15 protein-coding genes and 1 pseudogene are annotated in these 17124 nt (G+C 60.8%); 11 read left to right on the forward strand and 5 right to left on the reverse strand.

Features of this window, described 5'->3' with window-relative positions; genetic code table 11:
- The 3 genes and pseudogenes from IEX53_RS15070 to IEX53_RS15080 form a co-directional block, all read right to left on the reverse strand.
- A pseudogene (locus tag IEX53_RS15070) lies at window positions 1–404 on the reverse strand (hypothetical protein); the annotation flags it as partial.
- A gap of 868 nt (window positions 405–1272) precedes the next feature.
- The gene (locus tag IEX53_RS15075) at window positions 1273–2625 is read right to left on the reverse strand and encodes a hypothetical protein (RefSeq protein WP_188825007.1); all 1353 of its coding nucleotides are present in this window, start codon (window positions 2623–2625) and stop codon (window positions 1273–1275) included.
- Window positions 2626–3012: 387 nt separating this feature from the next.
- Entirely contained in the window at window positions 3013–4896 is a 1884-nt protein-coding gene (locus IEX53_RS15080; protein WP_188825008.1) for an ATP-binding protein, read from the reverse strand.
- 309 nt (window positions 4897–5205) lie between these two features.
- On the opposite strand from IEX53_RS15080, the gene IEX53_RS15085 reads away from it, so the two are divergent.
- The 7 genes from IEX53_RS15085 to IEX53_RS15115 all read left to right on the forward strand — a co-directional run bounded on the left by IEX53_RS15085 (window position 5206) and on the right by IEX53_RS15115 (window position 10992).
- Complete coding sequence (locus IEX53_RS15085) at window positions 5206–7014, forward strand: acetolactate synthase 3 large subunit (RefSeq protein ID WP_188825009.1); 1809 nt, start codon at window positions 5206–5208, stop codon at window positions 7012–7014.
- A gap of 111 nt (window positions 7015–7125) precedes the next feature.
- Entirely contained in the window at window positions 7126–7533 is a 408-nt protein-coding gene (locus IEX53_RS15090) for an endonuclease domain-containing protein (RefSeq protein WP_188825010.1), read from the forward strand.
- Window positions 7530–8102 (forward strand): acetolactate synthase small subunit, encoded by a 573-nt coding sequence (gene ilvN / locus IEX53_RS15095; protein ID WP_188825011.1) that lies wholly within the window; start codon window positions 7530–7532, stop codon window positions 8100–8102. The genes IEX53_RS15090 and ilvN overlap by 4 nt, the downstream gene beginning before the upstream one ends.
- A 60-nt stretch (window positions 8103–8162) precedes the next feature.
- Window positions 8163–8465, forward strand: coding sequence for an AbrB/MazE/SpoVT family DNA-binding domain-containing protein (locus IEX53_RS15100; RefSeq protein ID WP_188825012.1), 303 nt, complete (start codon window positions 8163–8165; stop codon window positions 8463–8465).
- A complete protein-coding gene (locus IEX53_RS15105) occupies window positions 8462–8794 on the forward strand; it encodes a type II toxin-antitoxin system PemK/MazF family toxin (RefSeq protein WP_188825013.1) in 333 nt (110 codons plus the stop codon). Before IEX53_RS15100 ends, IEX53_RS15105 begins: the two co-directional genes overlap by 4 nt.
- A gap of 46 nt (window positions 8795–8840) precedes the next feature.
- Window positions 8841–9803: a threo-3-hydroxy-L-aspartate ammonia-lyase gene (locus tag IEX53_RS15110; RefSeq protein WP_188825014.1), complete on the forward strand. Its 963-nt coding sequence runs from the start codon at window positions 8841–8843 to the stop codon at window positions 9801–9803.
- A 61-nt stretch (window positions 9804–9864) separates the two neighbouring features.
- Window positions 9865–10992, forward strand: coding sequence for an ATP-dependent DNA helicase (locus tag IEX53_RS15115; RefSeq protein ID WP_188825015.1), 1128 nt, complete (start codon window positions 9865–9867; stop codon window positions 10990–10992).
- A 167-nt stretch (window positions 10993–11159) separates the two neighbouring features.
- Here the strand turns inward: IEX53_RS15115 and IEX53_RS15120 are convergent, their stop codons facing one another.
- Entirely contained in the window at window positions 11160–11561 is a 402-nt protein-coding gene (locus tag IEX53_RS15120) for a SpoIIAA family protein (protein WP_188825160.1), read from the reverse strand.
- A gap of 91 nt (window positions 11562–11652) precedes the next feature.
- On the opposite strand from IEX53_RS15120, the gene IEX53_RS15125 reads away from it, so the two are divergent.
- From IEX53_RS15125 to ilvC, 4 genes are all read left to right on the forward strand, one after another.
- Window positions 11653–12399, forward strand: coding sequence for a pyridoxine 5'-phosphate synthase (locus IEX53_RS15125; RefSeq protein ID WP_188825016.1), 747 nt, complete (start codon window positions 11653–11655; stop codon window positions 12397–12399).
- Window positions 12400–12652: 253 nt separating this feature from the next.
- Complete coding sequence (locus IEX53_RS15130; protein ID WP_188825017.1) at window positions 12653–14587, forward strand: potassium transporter Kup; 1935 nt, start codon at window positions 12653–12655, stop codon at window positions 14585–14587.
- Window positions 14588–14849: 262 nt separating this feature from the next.
- On the forward strand, window positions 14850–15476 hold the full coding sequence (locus tag IEX53_RS15135) for a TetR/AcrR family transcriptional regulator (protein ID WP_188825018.1): 627 nt from the start codon (window positions 14850–14852) through the stop codon (window positions 15474–15476).
- Between the two features lie 112 nt (window positions 15477–15588).
- Window positions 15589–16608 carry a ketol-acid reductoisomerase gene (ilvC, locus tag IEX53_RS15140; RefSeq protein WP_188825019.1) on the forward strand — a complete coding sequence of 340 codons (1020 nt, stop codon included), beginning with the start codon at window positions 15589–15591 and terminating at the stop codon, window positions 16606–16608.
- Window positions 16609–16704: 96 nt separating this feature from the next.
- On the opposite strand, the gene IEX53_RS15145 is transcribed toward ilvC, so the two are convergent.
- Window positions 16705–17061: a BA14K family protein gene (locus IEX53_RS15145; protein ID WP_236016217.1), complete on the reverse strand. Its 357-nt coding sequence runs from the start codon at window positions 17059–17061 to the stop codon at window positions 16705–16707.
- Window positions 17062–17124 lie beyond the last annotated feature (63 nt).

Raw genomic sequence — 17124 nt, forward strand, 5'->3', positions numbered from 1 at the left:
AGAATCGCGCCCGGCGACATTTGCGGCGGGGTGCCGGTGCCGCCGAGAGCGCCCGGGGCCTTGTGGGGCGGTTCGCCGTGGCCGAGAATTGCTCCCGGCGACTTCTGAGGCGGGGTGCCGGTGCCGCCGAGAGCGCCCGGAGCCTTATGAGGCGGCTCGCCGTGGCCGAGGATCGCGCCCGGGGACTTCTGGGGCGGAGTGCCGGTTCCGGCGATCACGCCGGGAGCTTTATGGGGCGGCTCACCATGGCCGAGGATGGCCCCTGGCGACTTCTTCGGCGGGGTGCCGGTGACTGCCGTGGGGAGGCGATGGGGTGGCGTCTCCTTGGCGGCGAAGGCTGCTCCGCCGAAGCCGAGAGCCATGGTGCTCGCCAAGAGTGTCGTTAAAAGTTTGCGGTGCATCATACTTACTCCAAGATGCCCTCTCCGCTTGTCCGCGCTGATCAAGCAACGGAAGGGCGAACCTCCTGGTGAAATATGGCCTAATAATGTTATAACATTTCACTATGTTATAACGTATATGTTATACTTTTGTCGGCGTCGCTCGAATCGCGAACTATTGTTTCGGTTTCAAGAAGAGCGACTATTAAAATTGAATGAAAACTTTAAACTATGGCGGATCATATTCTGACGGTACCGCCTGAAGTCCGTTTTGTGGCCGTCGTTGTCATGAAAACGGAAGGCCTGACAAGCTGGGGATGACGGGATGCTTTGCTCCGGCAACCACCGCATCTCTCCGTCGGCAGAAGCATATCTGTAGCTAGAGCGGCGATCGTTTTGATGAAAACAGTCGCGTATTCTTCCGCGTTGAGGCAGCACTACTGTTGAGGCATGGATTCCCGTGACAAGCACAGGAATGACGGCTGCTTAGCTCTTGGCGGCCATTCCTAGACCTCTCCGCCTGGCAAGAGCGGTCCTCGATAGCTGAAACATCTCCACCTCGGCATTCCTGTGCTTGTCACGGGAATCCATGCCTCAACAGCTCCGCTACAGCAACAGTGCCAAATGATATCCTAGCGTTTCCATCAAAACATGAGCGACTCTAGAGCGTTCTCGTTTTGATGGGACTGCCAAGCGTCCTGCCCTTCGAAGGGGAGCTCGAACCACGAGGGTGAAGGGCAGCCGAGGAAACATCTTCACCGTCATTCTCTACGATAAATCACATCGATAAAAAGAAGAAACAGAGCTGCCTAACCAGTGAAAATATACAGCGGAATTGAAACAGCCGGCCTAGAGGCCGGCTGTTTGTGTTTTCATTTATACGCCTGAAGCGTCAGCCGACCTTACAGGGAACCCGGCGGTTTCCCTGCCAGCAAACGGACGGCTTGGTCTTGTTATCCTTCTTCATGCTGCGCGGGATCTCGATGCTCCGTGTGGCGACGGACCTTTCACGGTTGGCTTTCGTGATTCCGCGTTCGGCGTGCCTCAGGCCACCGATATTTGCGGGATTCGTACCGATATTGTCGACCGGCGTCGTCTCCTCGCCTTGGCGCGAATAGCCCTTGACGCGGAAGGTGCCGGCGTTCAGAGGACCTTTGCCGCGCTTACGGTCATGGTCCCGGTAGCGGAAGGTATCGGCGTTGAGAGGCGACTTGCCACGCTTCATGTTCGCATCCGCGTAGCGGAAGGTGTCCGCGTTGAGAGGCGACTTGCCACGAAGCTTCGTCGCATCCTTGACGCGGAAGGTGTCGGCGTTCAGCGGCGACTTGCCACGAAGCTGCGTCGCATCCTTGACGCGGAACGTATCCGCGTTAAGAGGTGACTTGCCACGAAGCTTCGTCGTATCCTTGACGCGGAAGGTATCCGCATTGAGCGGGGATTTGCCGCGCGGATGCGTCGGGTTCTTAACGCGGAACGTGTGTCCGTTCAGCGGCGACCTGGCACCCTTGACATGCACTCCGTCGCCAATGCCGGCGGCTGCGATATCACCGGTCGGAACGCGGTGGCGGCCGATGACCTTGAAGCTGCCGCCGTTCAGAGGGCCAGCAGATCCGCGTATCGCCGGGGGTTCATTGCCGCTGAGGCTTTTGTCGCGCGTGAAGCCGTCGACCTTCACGCCGTCGCCGATCCCGGCGGCTGCGATGTCGCCGGTTGGGACGCGGTTGCGACCGATGACCTTGAAGCTGCCGCCGTTGAGGGGACCTGCGGAGCCTCTGATTGCGGGAGGCGTGTTGCCGCCGGTGACAGCCGTACCGCCGCCGATCGCTGCAGCGCCGAGCTCGCCCTGTGTGACGCGCTCGCTACCCTTTACCCTGAAGCTGCCTCCGTTGAGAGGCCCTGCGGATCCGCGGATCGCCGGAGGGGTATTGCCGCTGAGGCTCTTGTCGCGGCTGAAGCCGGTGGTGCCCACGCCGCCACCGATCGCGGGGGCTGCGATGTCGCCCGTTGCGACGCGGTGGCTACCCTTGACCCTGAAGCTGCCGCCGTTCAGAGGACCCGCAGAGCCGCGTATCGCCGGCGGCGCGGATGGTTCGGCGCTCTTGGTGCGGAAGCTCTTCCCGTTGAGGGGAGACGCCGCGCCTGATACTGCCTGCTGAGCGGGCGAAGCGTTCCTGACGCCGAAGCTCGCTCCGTTGCGCGGAGACGATGCGCGGGATGCCGCCGCTTCAGCCCGGGCGCGCCCCATGGCGCTCAGGGACCCACGATGGGAGTGGCCGCCCCCGCGGGACGCGCCGTTTCCAGTGGGAGATGCGGAATGCGATGATTGATTGTGTGAGCCGTGGTGGCCATGGTTCTGTCTGGCCAGTGCGGTTCCACTTAGACCTATGGCAAGAGCGCTGGCGAGGATTGCAGTTACGAGTTTGCGGTGCATCACGGTAACCTCCTTGATGCGGCCCCCAGTTGAGACAACGTCCCCACGCTGGCTGCTGACCTTGGCCATTCGGCCGGGATATGGCAGCGGGATTGATAACGGTGCCGGCAAGAAGAGGTTCCAGTAGCGTTCAACTTTTTTTAATTATGTTGTGAGGATGGTTACCATCTTTGCGCGCAATTCGCCCAGATCGGGCGCTTTTCAGCTCCTGTCCTGCCTGAACGAGCGGACAAGGTCGTTCGCGCGGGGCTTCTGCTTTTCCATTGCCCGGAGATTTTCTTCGCGCGCCTCGGCGTGGCGCATGCGCCAATCGGTTTCCTCCGCCAGCGTGCCTGAACGCTGGGCCGGATCGAGCGGGAGGAGGGGCGGCAGGGAGGGTTTCTGGCCGTCCTCAATGCTTGGCCGCACGCCATAATCTTTGAACTCCACTTCAGGCTCGGTGGCGCCTCCTTCGAAATGGCGCAAACGCTCGATCACACTTTCGAGCGAGACGCGCCGGTCGCCCGCACGCATCGCCTGCTGCTCGGCCTGCATGTGAGCGCCCGGCAGCTTGCCCGCAGGAATCGTCTCGAAGGTCAGGCGCATCGGCGTCGACAGCGCCTCGCCGAAGGCTATGGCCTCGCGATTGGCGATGGAGGAGAGGAAATTGGTCATGCTCTTGGCCGCGCCCGTGATCGCGCCCTTGATGATCTGCTGGTCGCGCTCATTGCCCAGCCGCATGGCGAAGACGGTGCTGCATTGCGACAGGATCGTTGGGTCAAGCTCGCCGGGACGTTGCGTGACGACACCGAGATAGACGCCATATTTGCGCCCTTCCTTGGCGATGCGGGCGATGGCCTGGCGCGTCGGCCAGAAGCCGGCGTCGGGATCGGCGGGGATATATCGGTGCGCCTCTTCGCACACGACGAGCGTCTGGATGCGTCCGTCGCTCGACACGGCAAGGTCGAAGGCGAGGCGGCAGAGCACCGATGCCACCGCATTCACCACCTCGGACGGCAGGCCGGACAGCTGGAAGACGCAGATCGGCTTGCCATCCTGCGGCACCCGGAAGATGCGCGAGATCGTCTGGCGCATGGTGTCGCCGATGGTGGAGGCGGCGAACATGAAGCGGAAGCGCGGATCGTTGACGATGGAGTCCAGCCGCGTTTTCAGGATCTTGAGGTGTGGACGCTCGGCCTTGCCGTCGAGCTGGCCGATGCGCTCGTTGATCAACGCTTGAAGGTCCGAGATGCGGTAGGGGACGGGCGTGTCGGCGGAAATCGCGCGGCTGTCGCGCTCGCGGCGGCGCAGCAGCGTCGAGGCCTGCTGGCTCTCGGCGGCGCGGAACCGTTCGCGGGCGAGTTGGATCAGGTCGCGCAGCACATCCATTTCGCCCGCGTTGGACTCGCGGCCGCGGAACAGCACGTCGGCGAATTCTTCCAGCCGGAACATCCAGAACGGCAGGTCGAGATTGGCGCCGTCGAGCACCACGGCATGGTCCGGGAAGGCGGTGGCGAACTCGTTATGCGGGTCGAGGATCAGCACGCGCACATCGGGCCGCTCGGCGACGACCTTGCGCAAGAGCAGCGTCACAGTGCTCGACTTGCCGACGCCGGTGGTGCCGACCACAGCGAAATGGCGCGAAAGCAGATCATCGATGGAGATGAGGGCCGGAATGTTGGCGTCCTGCGTCAGCGCGCCGATGGAAACCGTCTTGCGCCCACTGGTGGCATAGATGGCCGAGAGGTCGGCGGCGCGGATGCGGTGGGCGATGGCCCCCATATGCGGATATTGCGAAATGCCCGACGTGAAGGAGGATTTGCCGTCCGGTGTCGAGCGGGCCTCGCCGATGAGCTCGATATGGATGTGGATGATGTTGTCTTCATCCTTCTTCCAGAGCGCGTCCGGCATATCCACTTTGTGGATGAGGCCGACCAGCCGGTTCTCGCCGACGCGCACCGAGATTAGCTGCCCGACGGCCCAATAATCCTCCGACGCGGTGACGGAGGGGCCGGCAATCGCCGCAATGGTCGCCCGGTCGCCATCGCATTCGATGATGTAGCCCTCGGTGCGATTGCGCGCGATGACGTGCTGTTCGTTTTGCATCCGGTTTGCCCCACCCGTTCGGTCGCAGCGATGCTAGCGCTTGCGTGTTGAGAGAAAGTTAGCAGTAACGAATTCATTTTCCCGGTTGACACCCCCATTCCCTCGCTGTTACCGTCCCGGTCATGAACAAGCTCCTTATCGTAGTACGGTCGCGCGTGGGCAGGGTGGTGTAACCATCCGGCGACAGCCTCCCATGCGCGACACCAAAGGCTCCCTCGGGGGCCTTTTTTATTGCCCAAAATCCAGCTAAACGAAACTTTATTGCTCGACGCATCTCTCAAACGAAACGGAACGGTACGGGAAGAGAAAATGGACACGGCAGCAACAACCGAAACGGACACGCCTCATTCGGCGAAACGCGAGATGACCGGCGCAGAGATGGTCATTCAGGCGCTTATCGACCAGGGCGTCGAGCATATTTTTGGCTATCCCGGCGGTGCCGTGCTGCCGATCTATGACGAGATCTTCCAGCAGGACAAGGTTCAGCACATCCTTGTGCGCCATGAGCAGGGCGCGGGCCATGCGGCGGAGGGCTATGCCCGCTCCACCGGCAAGGTCGGCGTCATGTTGGTGACGTCAGGACCGGGGGCGACCAATGCCGTCACGCCATTGCAGGACGCGCTGATGGATTCGATTCCCCTCGTCTGCATTTCCGGGCAGGTTCCGACGACGCTGATCGGCTCCGATGCGTTCCAGGAGGCCGATACTGTCGGCATCACGCGCCCCTGCACCAAGCACAACTGGCTGGTCAAGGACGTCAACGATCTCTCCCGTATTCTGCATGAGGCCTTCCATGTGGCCAGCACCGGGCGTCCCGGTCCTGTCCTCATCGATATTCCGAAGGATATTCAGTTCGCCAAGGGCATCTATACGCCGCCGGAACCCAAGCCCCGCACGAGCTATCGTCCCACCATCGAGGGAGACCGGAACGCCATCGCACAAGCGGTCGAGCTGCTGGCCTCGGCGCGGCGTCCGGTCCTCTATACGGGCGGCGGCGTTGTCAATTCCGGTCCGGAGGCCTGCCGGTTGCTGCGCGAGTTCGTGGAACTGACTGACTTCCCGATCACCTCGACGCTGATGGGTCTTGGGGCTTATCCCGCGTCGGGCAAGAACTGGCTGGGGATGCTCGGAATGCACGGCACTTATGAAGCCAACATGACCATGCATGATTGCGATGTCATGCTGTGCATCGGCGCGCGCTTCGACGACCGCATCACCGGGCGGCTCGATGCCTTCTCGCCGAACTCCAAGAAGATCCACATCGATATCGATCCCTCCTCGATCAACAAGACCGTCCGCGTCGATGTGCCTGTCATCGGCGATGTCGGCCATGTCCTGGAGGATATGGTGCGGCTGTGGCGCGCCTCGGACAAGCGTCCCAATCGCCACGCCATCGACCTGTGGTGGGGGCAGATCGACAAATGGCGGGCGCGCAAATCGCTGTCCTATACGCAGCATCGCGACATCATCATGCCGCAATATGCGATCCAGCGGCTCTATGAGCTGACGAAGGGGCGCGAGACCTACATCACCACGGAAGTGGGCCAGCATCAGATGTGGGCGGCGCAGTTCTTCGGCTTCGAAGCGCCCAATCGCTGGATGACCTCGGGCGGTCTCGGCACGATGGGCTACGGCCTGCCGGCGGCCATCGGCGCGCAGATCGCGCATCCCGATGCGCTCGTCATCGACATCGCGGGCGACGCCTCGGTGCAGATGAACATCCAGGAGATGGCGACCGCGATCCAGCACGAAGCGCCGGTCAAGATCTTCATTCTCAACAACCAATATATGGGCATGGTGCGGCAGTGGCAGCAGCTGCTCCACGGCAACCGCCTGTCGCATTCCTACACCGAGGCGATGCCCGATTTCGTCCTGTTGGCGCAAGCCTATGGCGCGCATGGCATACGCTGCGAGAAGCCGGGCGATCTCGACGACGCTATCCAGGAGATGATCGACGTGAAAAAGCCCGTCATCTTCGACTGCCGCGTCGCCAACCTCGCCAATTGCTTCCCGATGATCCCTTCGGGCAAGGCGCATAACGAGATGCTGCTGCCGGATGAGGCAACGGACGACGTGGTTGCGAATGCGATCGACGCCAAGGGGCGGGAACTGGTGTAATATATGCGGAGAAGTCGCGGAATGCCCCTCACCCTTACCCTCTCCCCGTAATTCACGGGGAGAGGGTAAGGGTGAGGGGCTATCCGCAAGGCATGCGATAGGGGGTAATCCATGCGCGGTCCAAAAGAGATCGCCACTGGGCGGGCACGTTCATTGCGAAAGCAAGATAATGATGCTGAACGCAAGTTGTGGCGGGAACTCAAGGACCGGCGGCTCAACGGCTATAAATTTGTTCGGCAATTTCCGATCGGTCCCTATTACGCCGATTTCGTTTGCCGGGACAGCAGGCTGGTCGTGAAAGTCGACGGTAGCCAGCATGCGCAGAGTGAGCATGACCGCAGACGAGACGCCTACATGAAGAAGGAAGGATACGCAGTTATCCGGTTCTGGAATGTGGACGTTCTAAACAATAGCAATGACGTTCCCGAAACCATCGTGGCCGCACTTGATGGACGTTTGCACGAAGAAATAGCGGCGAGTGACTTGATTTTTACAGGATATTCCAGAGGCAAACCATGAACGCACAGAACCTAGCATCCGGATCGGCCTATTTCATCGCCAGCGAGACGGAGAAACCGGAGACGCACACGCTTGCCGTGCTGGTCGACAATGAGCCAGGCGTCCTTGCTCGGGTGATCGGGCTTTTCTCGGGGCGGGGCTATAACATCGAGAGCCTTACCGTTTCCGAGACAGAGCACGAGAAGCACCTTTCGCGCATCACCATCGTGACGCGCGGCACGCCGCATGTGCTTGACCAGATTCGTCACCAGCTCGAACGGATCGTGCCCGTCCACCGGGTGATCGACCTTTCGTTGCGCGCGGCGGAATTGGGCCATGACCGGCCCATCGAGCGTGAGCTGGCGCTTATCAAGGTGACGGGCACCGGCGAGGAGCGTGGCGAGGTGTTGCGCCTTGCGGAAGCCTTCGGCGCCAAGGTGGTCGATGCCACCACAGCGCATTTCATCCTGGAGATCACAGGCAAGAGCGCGAAGATCGACCAGTTCATCTCGATCATGAAGCCGCTCGGCCTCATCGAAATCTGTCGCACCGGTATCGCCGCAATGAATCGCGGGCCAGAGGGGATGTAGCAGCTTGAAGTTTACGGCTCTCGGCGTATATACTTCTGGATATACGCCGGAGAACCCGTCATGACTGAGCTTCGCATCGCCAAATGGGGCAACAGTGCCGCTATTCGCCTGCCAAAGGCAGTGCTGGACGAGCTTGACCTGAAGCTCGGTCAAACGGTTGAGGTTACAGTTGAAGATGGTAAAGCCGTGATCGAACCGGCAAAGTCAACGAAGCCGAAAAAGATCACGATGGAGTGGATCATTTCGGAGATGGATCGGCTTGGCCCTGAAAATGCGCCGGAGACGGTGGATTGGGGGCCAGATCGCGGCGATGAAATCATTGACGATGAATATTCGCGGGGCGAGATAAAAGAACCGCGATGATTTTTGAGGCGGGGGATATTGTCTGGCTCGAACTCGATCCGGTCTTGGGAACGGAACAGGGTGGCAGGCGTCCGGCAATTGTGCTGACTGACCGGGATTTCAACTCCCGGAACAAGCGCTCTGTCATCTGTCCTATTACACGTAATGTCACGCCCTGGCCGACGAAGGTCATTTTGCCGCCCGGTATGAAGACCGTCGGGGCGGTGCTCACCGATCAGATTCGAACCGTATCGCGCGACCATCGCGTTTTTCGCTTCATCGAGCGCGCGCCCGATGACGTGCTCGAAGAGGTCAAAGCCATTCTGGGGGCTCTGTTGCATATCGGTTGACGTACAACCCCCCTGCGATTTTCACGAGATAACAAGTGGGACACACATGCCGAACCTCCCGACCTATGAAGATGTGCTCGCCGCGTCCAGCCGCATCGAGGGACATGCGCACCGCACGCCGGTGATGCGATCGCGCACTCTCGACGAGAAGCTCGGCGCGGAGATTTTTCTGAAGTGCGAGAATTTCCAGCGCATCGGTGCGTTCAAATTCCGCGGCGCTTATAATGCGCTTTCGCGCTTCGACGAGCGGCAGAAAAAAGCGGGCGTGCTGGCGTTTTCATCCGGCAATCATGCGCAGGCCATCGCGCTGGCCGGGCGGGAACTTGGCATTTCCGCCACCATCGTCATGCCGCAGGATGCGCCCGCGGCCAAGATGGCGGCGACGCGCGGCTATGGCGCGACCGTCATTACCTATGACCGCTATACAGAGGATCGCGACGAGATTGCCGGTCGGCTGGCGCAGGAGCAGGGGCTTACGCTGATCCCACCCTATGATCATCCCGATATCATCGCGGGACAGGGAACGGCGGCGAAGGAGCTATTCGAAGAAGTCGGCGAACTCGACGCGCTGTTCGTCTGCCTCGGCGGCGGCGGACTGCTCGCGGGCAGCGCGTTGGCAGCAAAGGCGCTCTCGCCCGGCTGCACGATCTATGGCGTCGAGCCGGAAGCGGGCAATGACGGACAGCAATCCTTCCGCTCGGGCGAAATCGTGCGCATTGCGACGCCCAAGACCATCGCCGATGGCGCACAGACTCCGGCATTGGGGCATCTGACCTTCCCCATCATCCGCGAGCATGTGGAAGATATTCTGACGGTGTCCGACGCGGCGCTGGTGGAGGCCATGCGCTTCTTCGCCTCGCGCATGAAGATGATGGTGGAGCCCACCGGCTGCCTCGGCTTCGCCGGCGCACAGCAGATCGCCGACCGGCTCAAGGGCCGGCGCATGGGGGTGATCGTCAGCGGGGGAAATGTGGATCTGGGGCGCTTTTGCGAGTTGGTGGGGGAGTAGTATCACCTCCCAGACACGATTGCTCTTGCTCTTCGGCCCTGAATCCTGCCATTGACCATCCATGCAATTTTCACCCCAACAGGAAGCGGCGCTGAAGGCCGTTGCGCAGTGGCTGAAGGAAGGGCGCAAGCCGATCTTTCGGCTGTTCGGCTATGCCGGTACGGGCAAGACGACGCTTGCGCGCCATTTCGCCGAGCATGTGGACGGCGATGTGCAGTTCGCGGCCTTCACCGGCAAGGCGGCGCAGGTGCTGCGCTCCAAGGGCGCGAGCAATGCGCGCACATTGCACTCTCTTATATACCGTCCGAAGGGCGAAGAGGCGGTGGAGGACGAGACCACCGGCAAGACCAGCATTTCGCCGACCTTTTCGCTCAACCGGCAGAGCCCTGTCGCCAAGGCCAAGCTCATCGTCGTCGACGAATGCTCGATGGTGGACGAGCAGCTCGGTCGTGACCTGATGACGTTCGGCACGCCGATTTTGGTATTAGGCGATCCCGGCCAGTTGCCGCCGATCTCGGGCGGCGGGTTCTTCACCGAGCATGAGCCTGATTTTCTGCTGACCGAAATCCACCGCCAGGCGCGCGACAATCCTATCATCCGGCTGGCGCTCGACGTGCGCGAGGGGCGTGAGTTCGAGCATGGCGACTATGGTACGGCGCGCGTGATTTCCAAGGGCGACGTGACGCAGGAACTGGTGCTGGCCGCGGACCAAGTACTGGTCGGCACCAACCGGACAAGGCGGCGCTATAATCAGCGGTTGCGGGAGCTAAAAGGCTTCACCGCCGATTATCCGCAAGCGGGCGACAAGCTCGTCTGCCTGCGCAACGACCCAGCCAAGGGCCTGCTCAACGGCTCGCTCTGGAAGGTGATGACCGCCTCACGCGAGACGGTGAAGCCGGGGATCAACCTGCTGGTCTCGCCCGAGGACGAAGAGCCGGGCAGGGGAGTCGCCAAGATCAAGCTCCTGAAGGCTCAGTTCGAGGACCCGGACACGGAAATCCCCTGGCAGACGAAGAAGCGCTTCGACGATTTCGACTATGGCTATGCGCTCACCGTCCACAAGGCGCAGGGTTCGCAATGGAACGATATCGTGCTGTTCGATGAAAGCTTCGCCTTCCGGGATACGCGCGATCGCTGGCTTTATACGGCGATTACACGGGCGGCGGAGAGGCTGACGATTGTGAGGTAGGCGCAAGTGCCAAGCGTCCTCGTCCTTCGAGGCTCGCTTTGCGAGCACCTCAGGATGAGGACTACTGCAGCGCGCCGACCTCATTCACCCTCATGGTGAGGTGCGATTGGACCCTGAGGTGCGAGCGTAGCGAGCCGCGAACCATTGCCGTGAAGGGGCGTTTTCGCCTATTCGCTCACCTCTTCCGCCCCGATCCATTTCCATGCATCCGGCTCTTCCTCCGCGGTGAATGTCTTCATTTCGATGGACAGGAACGGCTTCACCATGCTGGCGCTCAGGCTGATCCACGCCGGACCGCCGACGATTGCATAGCGGCGGATGTGCTTCAGCGAGCGGGCTTGCATGGCGAAGGTCGTGTCCTTGAACGTCGCGGCCCAATCAAAGCCCTCGAATCCGTCGAGCCGCAGCAGCAGGTCGATCTTGTCATGCTGCTCGAACGCCGCTTCAAGCAGGCCGTAGAGATTCTCGATGTCGGCACCCGAAAGATGCCCCTCCACGGCAAAGGCGAAGGCGTCTTCCCGGTTGGTCGGGATGCGTCGGACGACGGGGATAGTGGTCTCTGGCCTCATCATCTTTTCCTTAACCTAAGGAACTTTTCCATGCTAACCCTACAACAGCATTTCCTATAACGCTACATCAGCACCTTCGTTGGGGAGCAGTATGACTGCAAAGCTTTCCGTCAATCTTAACGCCGTGGCCATGCTGCGCAACCGGCGCGATTTGCCCTGGCCCAGCGTCACCGGCCTCGGACGGATCGCGCTGGGTGCCGGCGCGAGCGGCCTGACCGTGCATCCGCGTCCAGACCAGCGTCATATCCGCTTCGCCGATCTCGGCGATATCAGGGCGCTGATCGACGATGAGTTTCCCGGCGCGGAGTTCAATATCGAGGGATTCCCTACGGAGCATTTTCTCGAACTCGTCGAGAAACACGAGCCGGAGCAGGTGACGCTGGTGCCTGACGATCCGATGCAAGCGACCTCCGATCATGGCTGGGATTTCGAAACCAAGGTGGATTTCCTGACGCCGATCGTGGCGAGGCTGAAGGCGCGGGCGATGCGCGTTTCGCTTTTCGCCGATCCCGATCCGAAGGGACTGAAGGCGGCGAAAGCCACGGGGGCTGACCGGATCGAGCTTTATACCGGTCCTTATGGCGGAACCCATTCCTCACCCAAGGCGGCGGAAGAAGAATTGCGCAAGCTCGGGAAGGTCGCCGACGTAGCGCTTGCGCTGGGATTCGAAATCAATGCCGGTCATGATCTGACGGTCGCCAACATTCCGCCGTTAGTCCGGCGCATTCCGGCACTGTCCGAAGTTTCCATCGGCCATGGCTTAACCGCCGATGCGCTGGAGCATGGAATGGCCGGCGCGGTGCGGCGCTTTTTGAAAGCATTGGAGCCAATTCCCTAAGCGTCCGGAAACCATGAACAATTTCAAAATCTTAGGAGATTACGTGAAATCATGCGGTCCAATGGTAATCTCGGATTTAATCGTTGCTGACGTTCTCAGACATTCGCTCTACGCATAACGGCATTGCAAGCCTTGCATTATCCGCATTTGTTTTTGCGGCACGATATGGATATCCCGTCCGCCCACGTGCCTTCAGAACATATCGGGGAATACGGGGACGCAACGAGAGACCTGAGGCAGTGAGGTGTCATTAATGAATAGCGCGCAGAACGGTGATCTGCCTGAATCTGGTCCAGCCGGTTCCGACAGCGGAATCGAGCTCACCGGGCACGAAAACGACAGTTTCCGCGTTCTGCTTCTAGGCGCACTCGGTGTCGTCTATGGAGATATCGGCACCAGCCCGATTTATGCGTTTCGCGAAGGGCTTCATGCGGCGACGAGCGACGGTACGCTGGCGCGGATGGAAATCCTCGGCGTCATCTCGCTCATTTTCTGGGCGCTGACCCTCATCGTCACCATCAAATATGTCCTTTTCGTGCTGCGCGCCGATAATAACGGCGAGGGCGGCATTCTTTCGCTGATGGCGCTTGTCCGCTCGAGCTTTCGCAAACGCCCGAGTTTCGTGCTCGGCATCGGCATATGCGGCGCATCGCTGTTCTTCGGCGATGCGGTCATCACGCCTGCGATTTCGGTGCTTTCCGCGGTGGAAGGGCTGGAGATCGTCACGCCGGAATTGACCCCCTTCGTGGTACCCATCACCGTGGTCATCCTGGTGACGCTCTTTTCCGTGCAACGCCTTGGAACAGCCAGGGTTTCGGCGGTCTTCGGACCGATCACGGCGCTGTGGTTCCTTGCGATCGGTCTTGTCGGCCTCTGGCATATTTTCGACTCGCCTTCGATCCTCGTCGCCATCAATCCGTACTATGCCATTGCTTTTCTGGCGGAGAACCCGGCCACATCCTTCGTGACGATCGGTACGATCTTCCTGGCGGTGACCGGCGCTGAGGCGCTTTATGCCGATCTCGGCCATTTTGGGCGGAAGCCGATCGTCACGGCTTGGCTCTGGATCGTGTTTCCCGCCCTGCTTCTCAATTATTTCGGGCAGGGCGCTTTCATACTGGCGCACGGACAGGCGGCGTCGAATCCGTTCTTCCAGATGATACCGAGTTGGGGCCTGCTGCCGATGGTCATCCTCGCCACGATGGCGACCGTCATCGCCAGCCAGGCGGTGATAACAGGCGCCTATTCGCTGGCGCGGCAGGCGGTGCAGCTCAACCTGCTGCCACGCCTCGAAATCCAGCACACCTCGGAAAAGCTGCTTGGCCAGATTTATATTCCGCGCGTGAACCTCGTTCTCGGCATCACGGTCATCATGCTGGTGCTCGGCTTCGAGAGCTCATCCCGGCTCGCCGCAGCCTATGGCATTGCCGTCACGGGCAATATGATCGTGACGAGCTCGCTGCTGTTCATCGTCATGGTGCGCATCTGGAAGTGGCGTATGCCCTGGGCGGCGCTGCTGACGGCGGGCTTCCTCATCATCGACCTCGTGTTCTTCGGCGCCAATATCGTCAAGCTGCATGAGGGCGGCTGGGTTTCCATCCTGATGGCGGCCGTGATCATGGTGATCATGATGACGTGGATACGCGGCAGCAAGCAGCTTTTCCACAAAACCCGCAAGAGCGAGGTGGAACTCGACCTGGTTCTGGAACAACTGGCGAAGAAGCCGCCGGTTATCGTTCCGGGCACCGCTGTGTTCCTGACCGGGGACCCCAAGAGCGCGCCGACGGCGCTGATGCACAGCCTGAAGCACTACAAGGTGCTGCATGAGAACAACGTGATCCTGACTGTGGTCACCGCGCCGACTCCGCGCGTCTCGTCGGCGGACCGCGCCCGCGTCTCGCAATATAACGAGCGCTTCATGCAGGTGACGCTGACCTTCGGCTATATGGAGCAACCCAACATTCCGCGCGCGCTCGCCATCTGCCGCAAGCTGGGCTGGAAGTTCGATATCATGAAGACGTCTTTCTTCCTGTCGCGGCGCTCGCTGAAAGCGTCACCCCATTCGGGCATGCCGCTCTGGCAGGACAAGCTCTTTATCCTGCTGGCACGCACCGCCGCCGACGCCACGGAATATTTCCAGATTCCCACCGGGCGTGTGGTTGAGGTGGGTACGCAGGTGAATGTGTGAGGGGGCTGGCCCCTCGCGCTTGAGTTAATTTCGCTTTCTCTTATCCGTGGCGCTGAAATAGCGCAGTCCCGCCGTCATCCGTGGTCCTCGGGTTAAACCCGAGGACCACGGATGACGGCGGGACTGCGCCTCTTTTCTCAACAGACTGCGCCACCGGCCACTTAAAATCCCGTATGAATCCCCTTGCATCCTCCGTTTGCTTTCGACATATTGCCGAACCGTAACGTACGGTACGGCTGGCGGGCCGCGGAGGAGAGTAGGCGTGCAGGGCAGGGTGGATGTGAATAGCGGCGATCTGACGGCGCGGCAGAAGGCTGTGCTCGACGCCGCGCTCGGCCTGCTCGTGGAGGGCGGTGACACGCTGACCATGACAGGCGTGGCGCGCCGCGCCAGCTGCTCCAAGGAAACGCTCTACAAATGGTTCGGCGACCGGGACGGCCTTCTGACCGCCACAGTGCAGTGGCAGGCATCCAAGGTGCGGGTCGTGCCGGTGGCGCGCGAGGGGCTGGATGCAAGATCGCTTTTCGCCAGCCTCGAAGGCTTTGCACGAGATTGGCTCACCGTGCTTTCCGGCGAGATTTCCGTAGCGCTCAACCGGCTCGCGGTCACCCATGCGGCGACGGGCAAGTCTGACCTTGGCCACATCGTGCTTGCCAACGGCCCCTTCGCCATGGCGCGGCGGCTGAAGCCAGTGCTCGAAACCGGGCGGGAGGCAGGGCTGCTGGCCTTTGACGATGTGGACGAGGCGTTCCGCAGCTTCTTCGGGCTGGTGGTGCGCGACATGCAGATCCGGCTGCTGCTCGGCGAGCGGCTGGAATTGACCGAGGCGGCCATTGCAGAGGACGCCAGCCGCGCCACGCGGCAGTTTTTCGCGCTTTATAAAGTCTAATCGCATGATCTTGTCCGAAAAGTCTGCAACTTTTCAGGATCATGCGTTGGAGCAAAATCAGAGACGGCAGACGACAAGAAAGCCGGTGAAACCCCAAGAAAGGCAGTACCCCATGCGCGTTTATTATGACCGCGACGCAGACCTGAACCTGATCAAGGCGAAGAAGGTCGCCATTATCGGCTATGGCAGCCAGGGCCGCGCCCATGCGCTGAACCTCAAGGATTCCGGCGCCAAGGAAATCCGCATCGCGCTGCGTCCGGATTCGGCCACCGCGAAGAAGGCGGAAGCCGATGGATTCGAGGTGGTGAGCGTTGCGGATGCCGCCAAATGGGCGGACCTGATGATGATGGCGACGCCGGACGAGCTGCAGGCCGACATCTACCGGGACCATATCGCCCCGAACATTCGGGACGGAGCGGCGATTGCCTTCGCCCATGGCCTCAACGTGCATTTCGGCCTGATCGAGGCGAAGAAGAGCGTCGACGTGGTGATGATCGCGCCGAAGGGCCCCGGCCATACGGTGCGCGGCGAATACCAGAAGGGCGGCGGCGTGCCGTGCCTCATCGCCGTCCATCAGGACGCCTCGGGCAATGCGCATGATCTGGCGCTTTCCTATGCCTGCGGCGTCGGCGGCGGCCGCTCGGGCATCATCGAGACCACCTTCAGGGAAGAGTGCGAGACCGACCTCTTCGGCGAGCAGGTGGTGCTGTGCGGCGGCCTTGTCGAACTCATCCGCGCCGGCTTCGAGACGCTGGTCGAGGCGGGCTATGCGCCCGAGATGGCCTATTTCGAGTGCCTCCACGAGGTGAAGCTGATTGTCGACCTCATCTATGAAGGCGGCATCGCCAACATGAACTACTCGATCTCCAACACGGCCGAGTGGGGCGAATATGTCACCGGCCCGCGCATCATCACGGCGGAGACCAAGGCCGAGATGAAGCGCGTCCTCAACGACATCCAGACCGGCAAGTTCACCTCCGAGTGGATGCAGGAATACCGCGCCGGCGCCGCGCGCTTCAAAGGCATCCGCCGCATGAACGACTCGCACCAGATCGAAGAGGTCGGCGAAAAGCTGCGCGGCATGATGCCGTGGATCAAGTCCAACGCGCTGGTGGACAAGGCGAAGAACTAAAAAGTAGTGAGTAGTGAGTAGTGAGTAGTGAGATAGTGGGGCTCGACGGAATATTCTCTATTGCCGAGCGCCTCTAAATAAAATTCACTATCTCACTTACCCACCAAAAGGTGATGAACACTCGCGCCGCGTACCGGCGAAGGGCTGGTAGCTGTTGTCGTTCGTTCTGTAGGAATCATAGTGGTTCCGGCACCACTGGATGTGGTTGACGCTCGGCGAATTGCTGCCGGAGCGGATATTCGGAGCGATGTTCCGGTTATCGCGCGGCGCACTGTTTCGATAGCGGGGGACACTGGAACTCCGGGTCATGCTGTTCATCACCTGCGGGGTGGCAGGGCGCAAGGGGCGCAAACCCGACTCCTGGCGGATCTCGATAGCCGATGCGGCAGGTAGCGCGAGCATCAGGCAAGCTGCGGCCAGAAGCGTCGTCCGCAATGTTCCGGGTAAAGTCATTTTTTCTATCCTTTTCATTTATATATAGGGCTCGAGCCCGCGCGCGCAATTTGTTAGCGGCGT

The organism is Paramesorhizobium endophyticum (assembly GCF_014640615.1).
GTDB lineage: Bacteria > Pseudomonadota > Alphaproteobacteria > Rhizobiales > Rhizobiaceae > Paramesorhizobium > Paramesorhizobium endophyticum.

What these genes read in the sequence shown, in the direction of transcription:
- IEX53_RS15075 (WP_188825007.1), bottom strand. Translation starts at nt 2,625, where the DNA reads ATGGGGCGCGCCCGGGCTGAAGCGGCGGCATCCCGCGCATCGTCTCCG.
- IEX53_RS15080 (WP_188825008.1), bottom strand. Translation starts at nt 4,896, where the DNA reads ATGCAAAACGAACAGCACGTCATCGCGCGCAATCGCACCGAGGGCTAC.
- IEX53_RS15085 (WP_188825009.1), top strand. Translation starts at nt 5,206, where the DNA reads ATGGACACGGCAGCAACAACCGAAACGGACACGCCTCATTCGGCGAAA.
- IEX53_RS15090 (WP_188825010.1), top strand. Translation starts at nt 7,126, where the DNA reads ATGCGCGGTCCAAAAGAGATCGCCACTGGGCGGGCACGTTCATTGCGA.
- ilvN (WP_188825011.1), top strand. Translation starts at nt 7,530, where the DNA reads ATGAACGCACAGAACCTAGCATCCGGATCGGCCTATTTCATCGCCAGC.
- IEX53_RS15100 (WP_188825012.1), top strand. Translation starts at nt 8,163, where the DNA reads ATGACTGAGCTTCGCATCGCCAAATGGGGCAACAGTGCCGCTATTCGC.
- IEX53_RS15105 (WP_188825013.1), top strand. Translation starts at nt 8,462, where the DNA reads ATGATTTTTGAGGCGGGGGATATTGTCTGGCTCGAACTCGATCCGGTC.
- IEX53_RS15110 (WP_188825014.1), top strand. Translation starts at nt 8,841, where the DNA reads ATGCCGAACCTCCCGACCTATGAAGATGTGCTCGCCGCGTCCAGCCGC.
- IEX53_RS15115 (WP_188825015.1), top strand. Translation starts at nt 9,865, where the DNA reads ATGCAATTTTCACCCCAACAGGAAGCGGCGCTGAAGGCCGTTGCGCAG.
- IEX53_RS15120 (WP_188825160.1), bottom strand. Translation starts at nt 11,561, where the DNA reads ATGAGGCCAGAGACCACTATCCCCGTCGTCCGACGCATCCCGACCAAC.
- IEX53_RS15125 (WP_188825016.1), top strand. Translation starts at nt 11,653, where the DNA reads ATGACTGCAAAGCTTTCCGTCAATCTTAACGCCGTGGCCATGCTGCGC.
- IEX53_RS15130 (WP_188825017.1), top strand. Translation starts at nt 12,653, where the DNA reads ATGAATAGCGCGCAGAACGGTGATCTGCCTGAATCTGGTCCAGCCGGT.
- ilvC (WP_188825019.1), top strand. Translation starts at nt 15,589, where the DNA reads ATGCGCGTTTATTATGACCGCGACGCAGACCTGAACCTGATCAAGGCG.
- IEX53_RS15145 (WP_236016217.1), bottom strand. Translation starts at nt 17,061, where the DNA reads ATGACTTTACCCGGAACATTGCGGACGACGCTTCTGGCCGCAGCTTGC.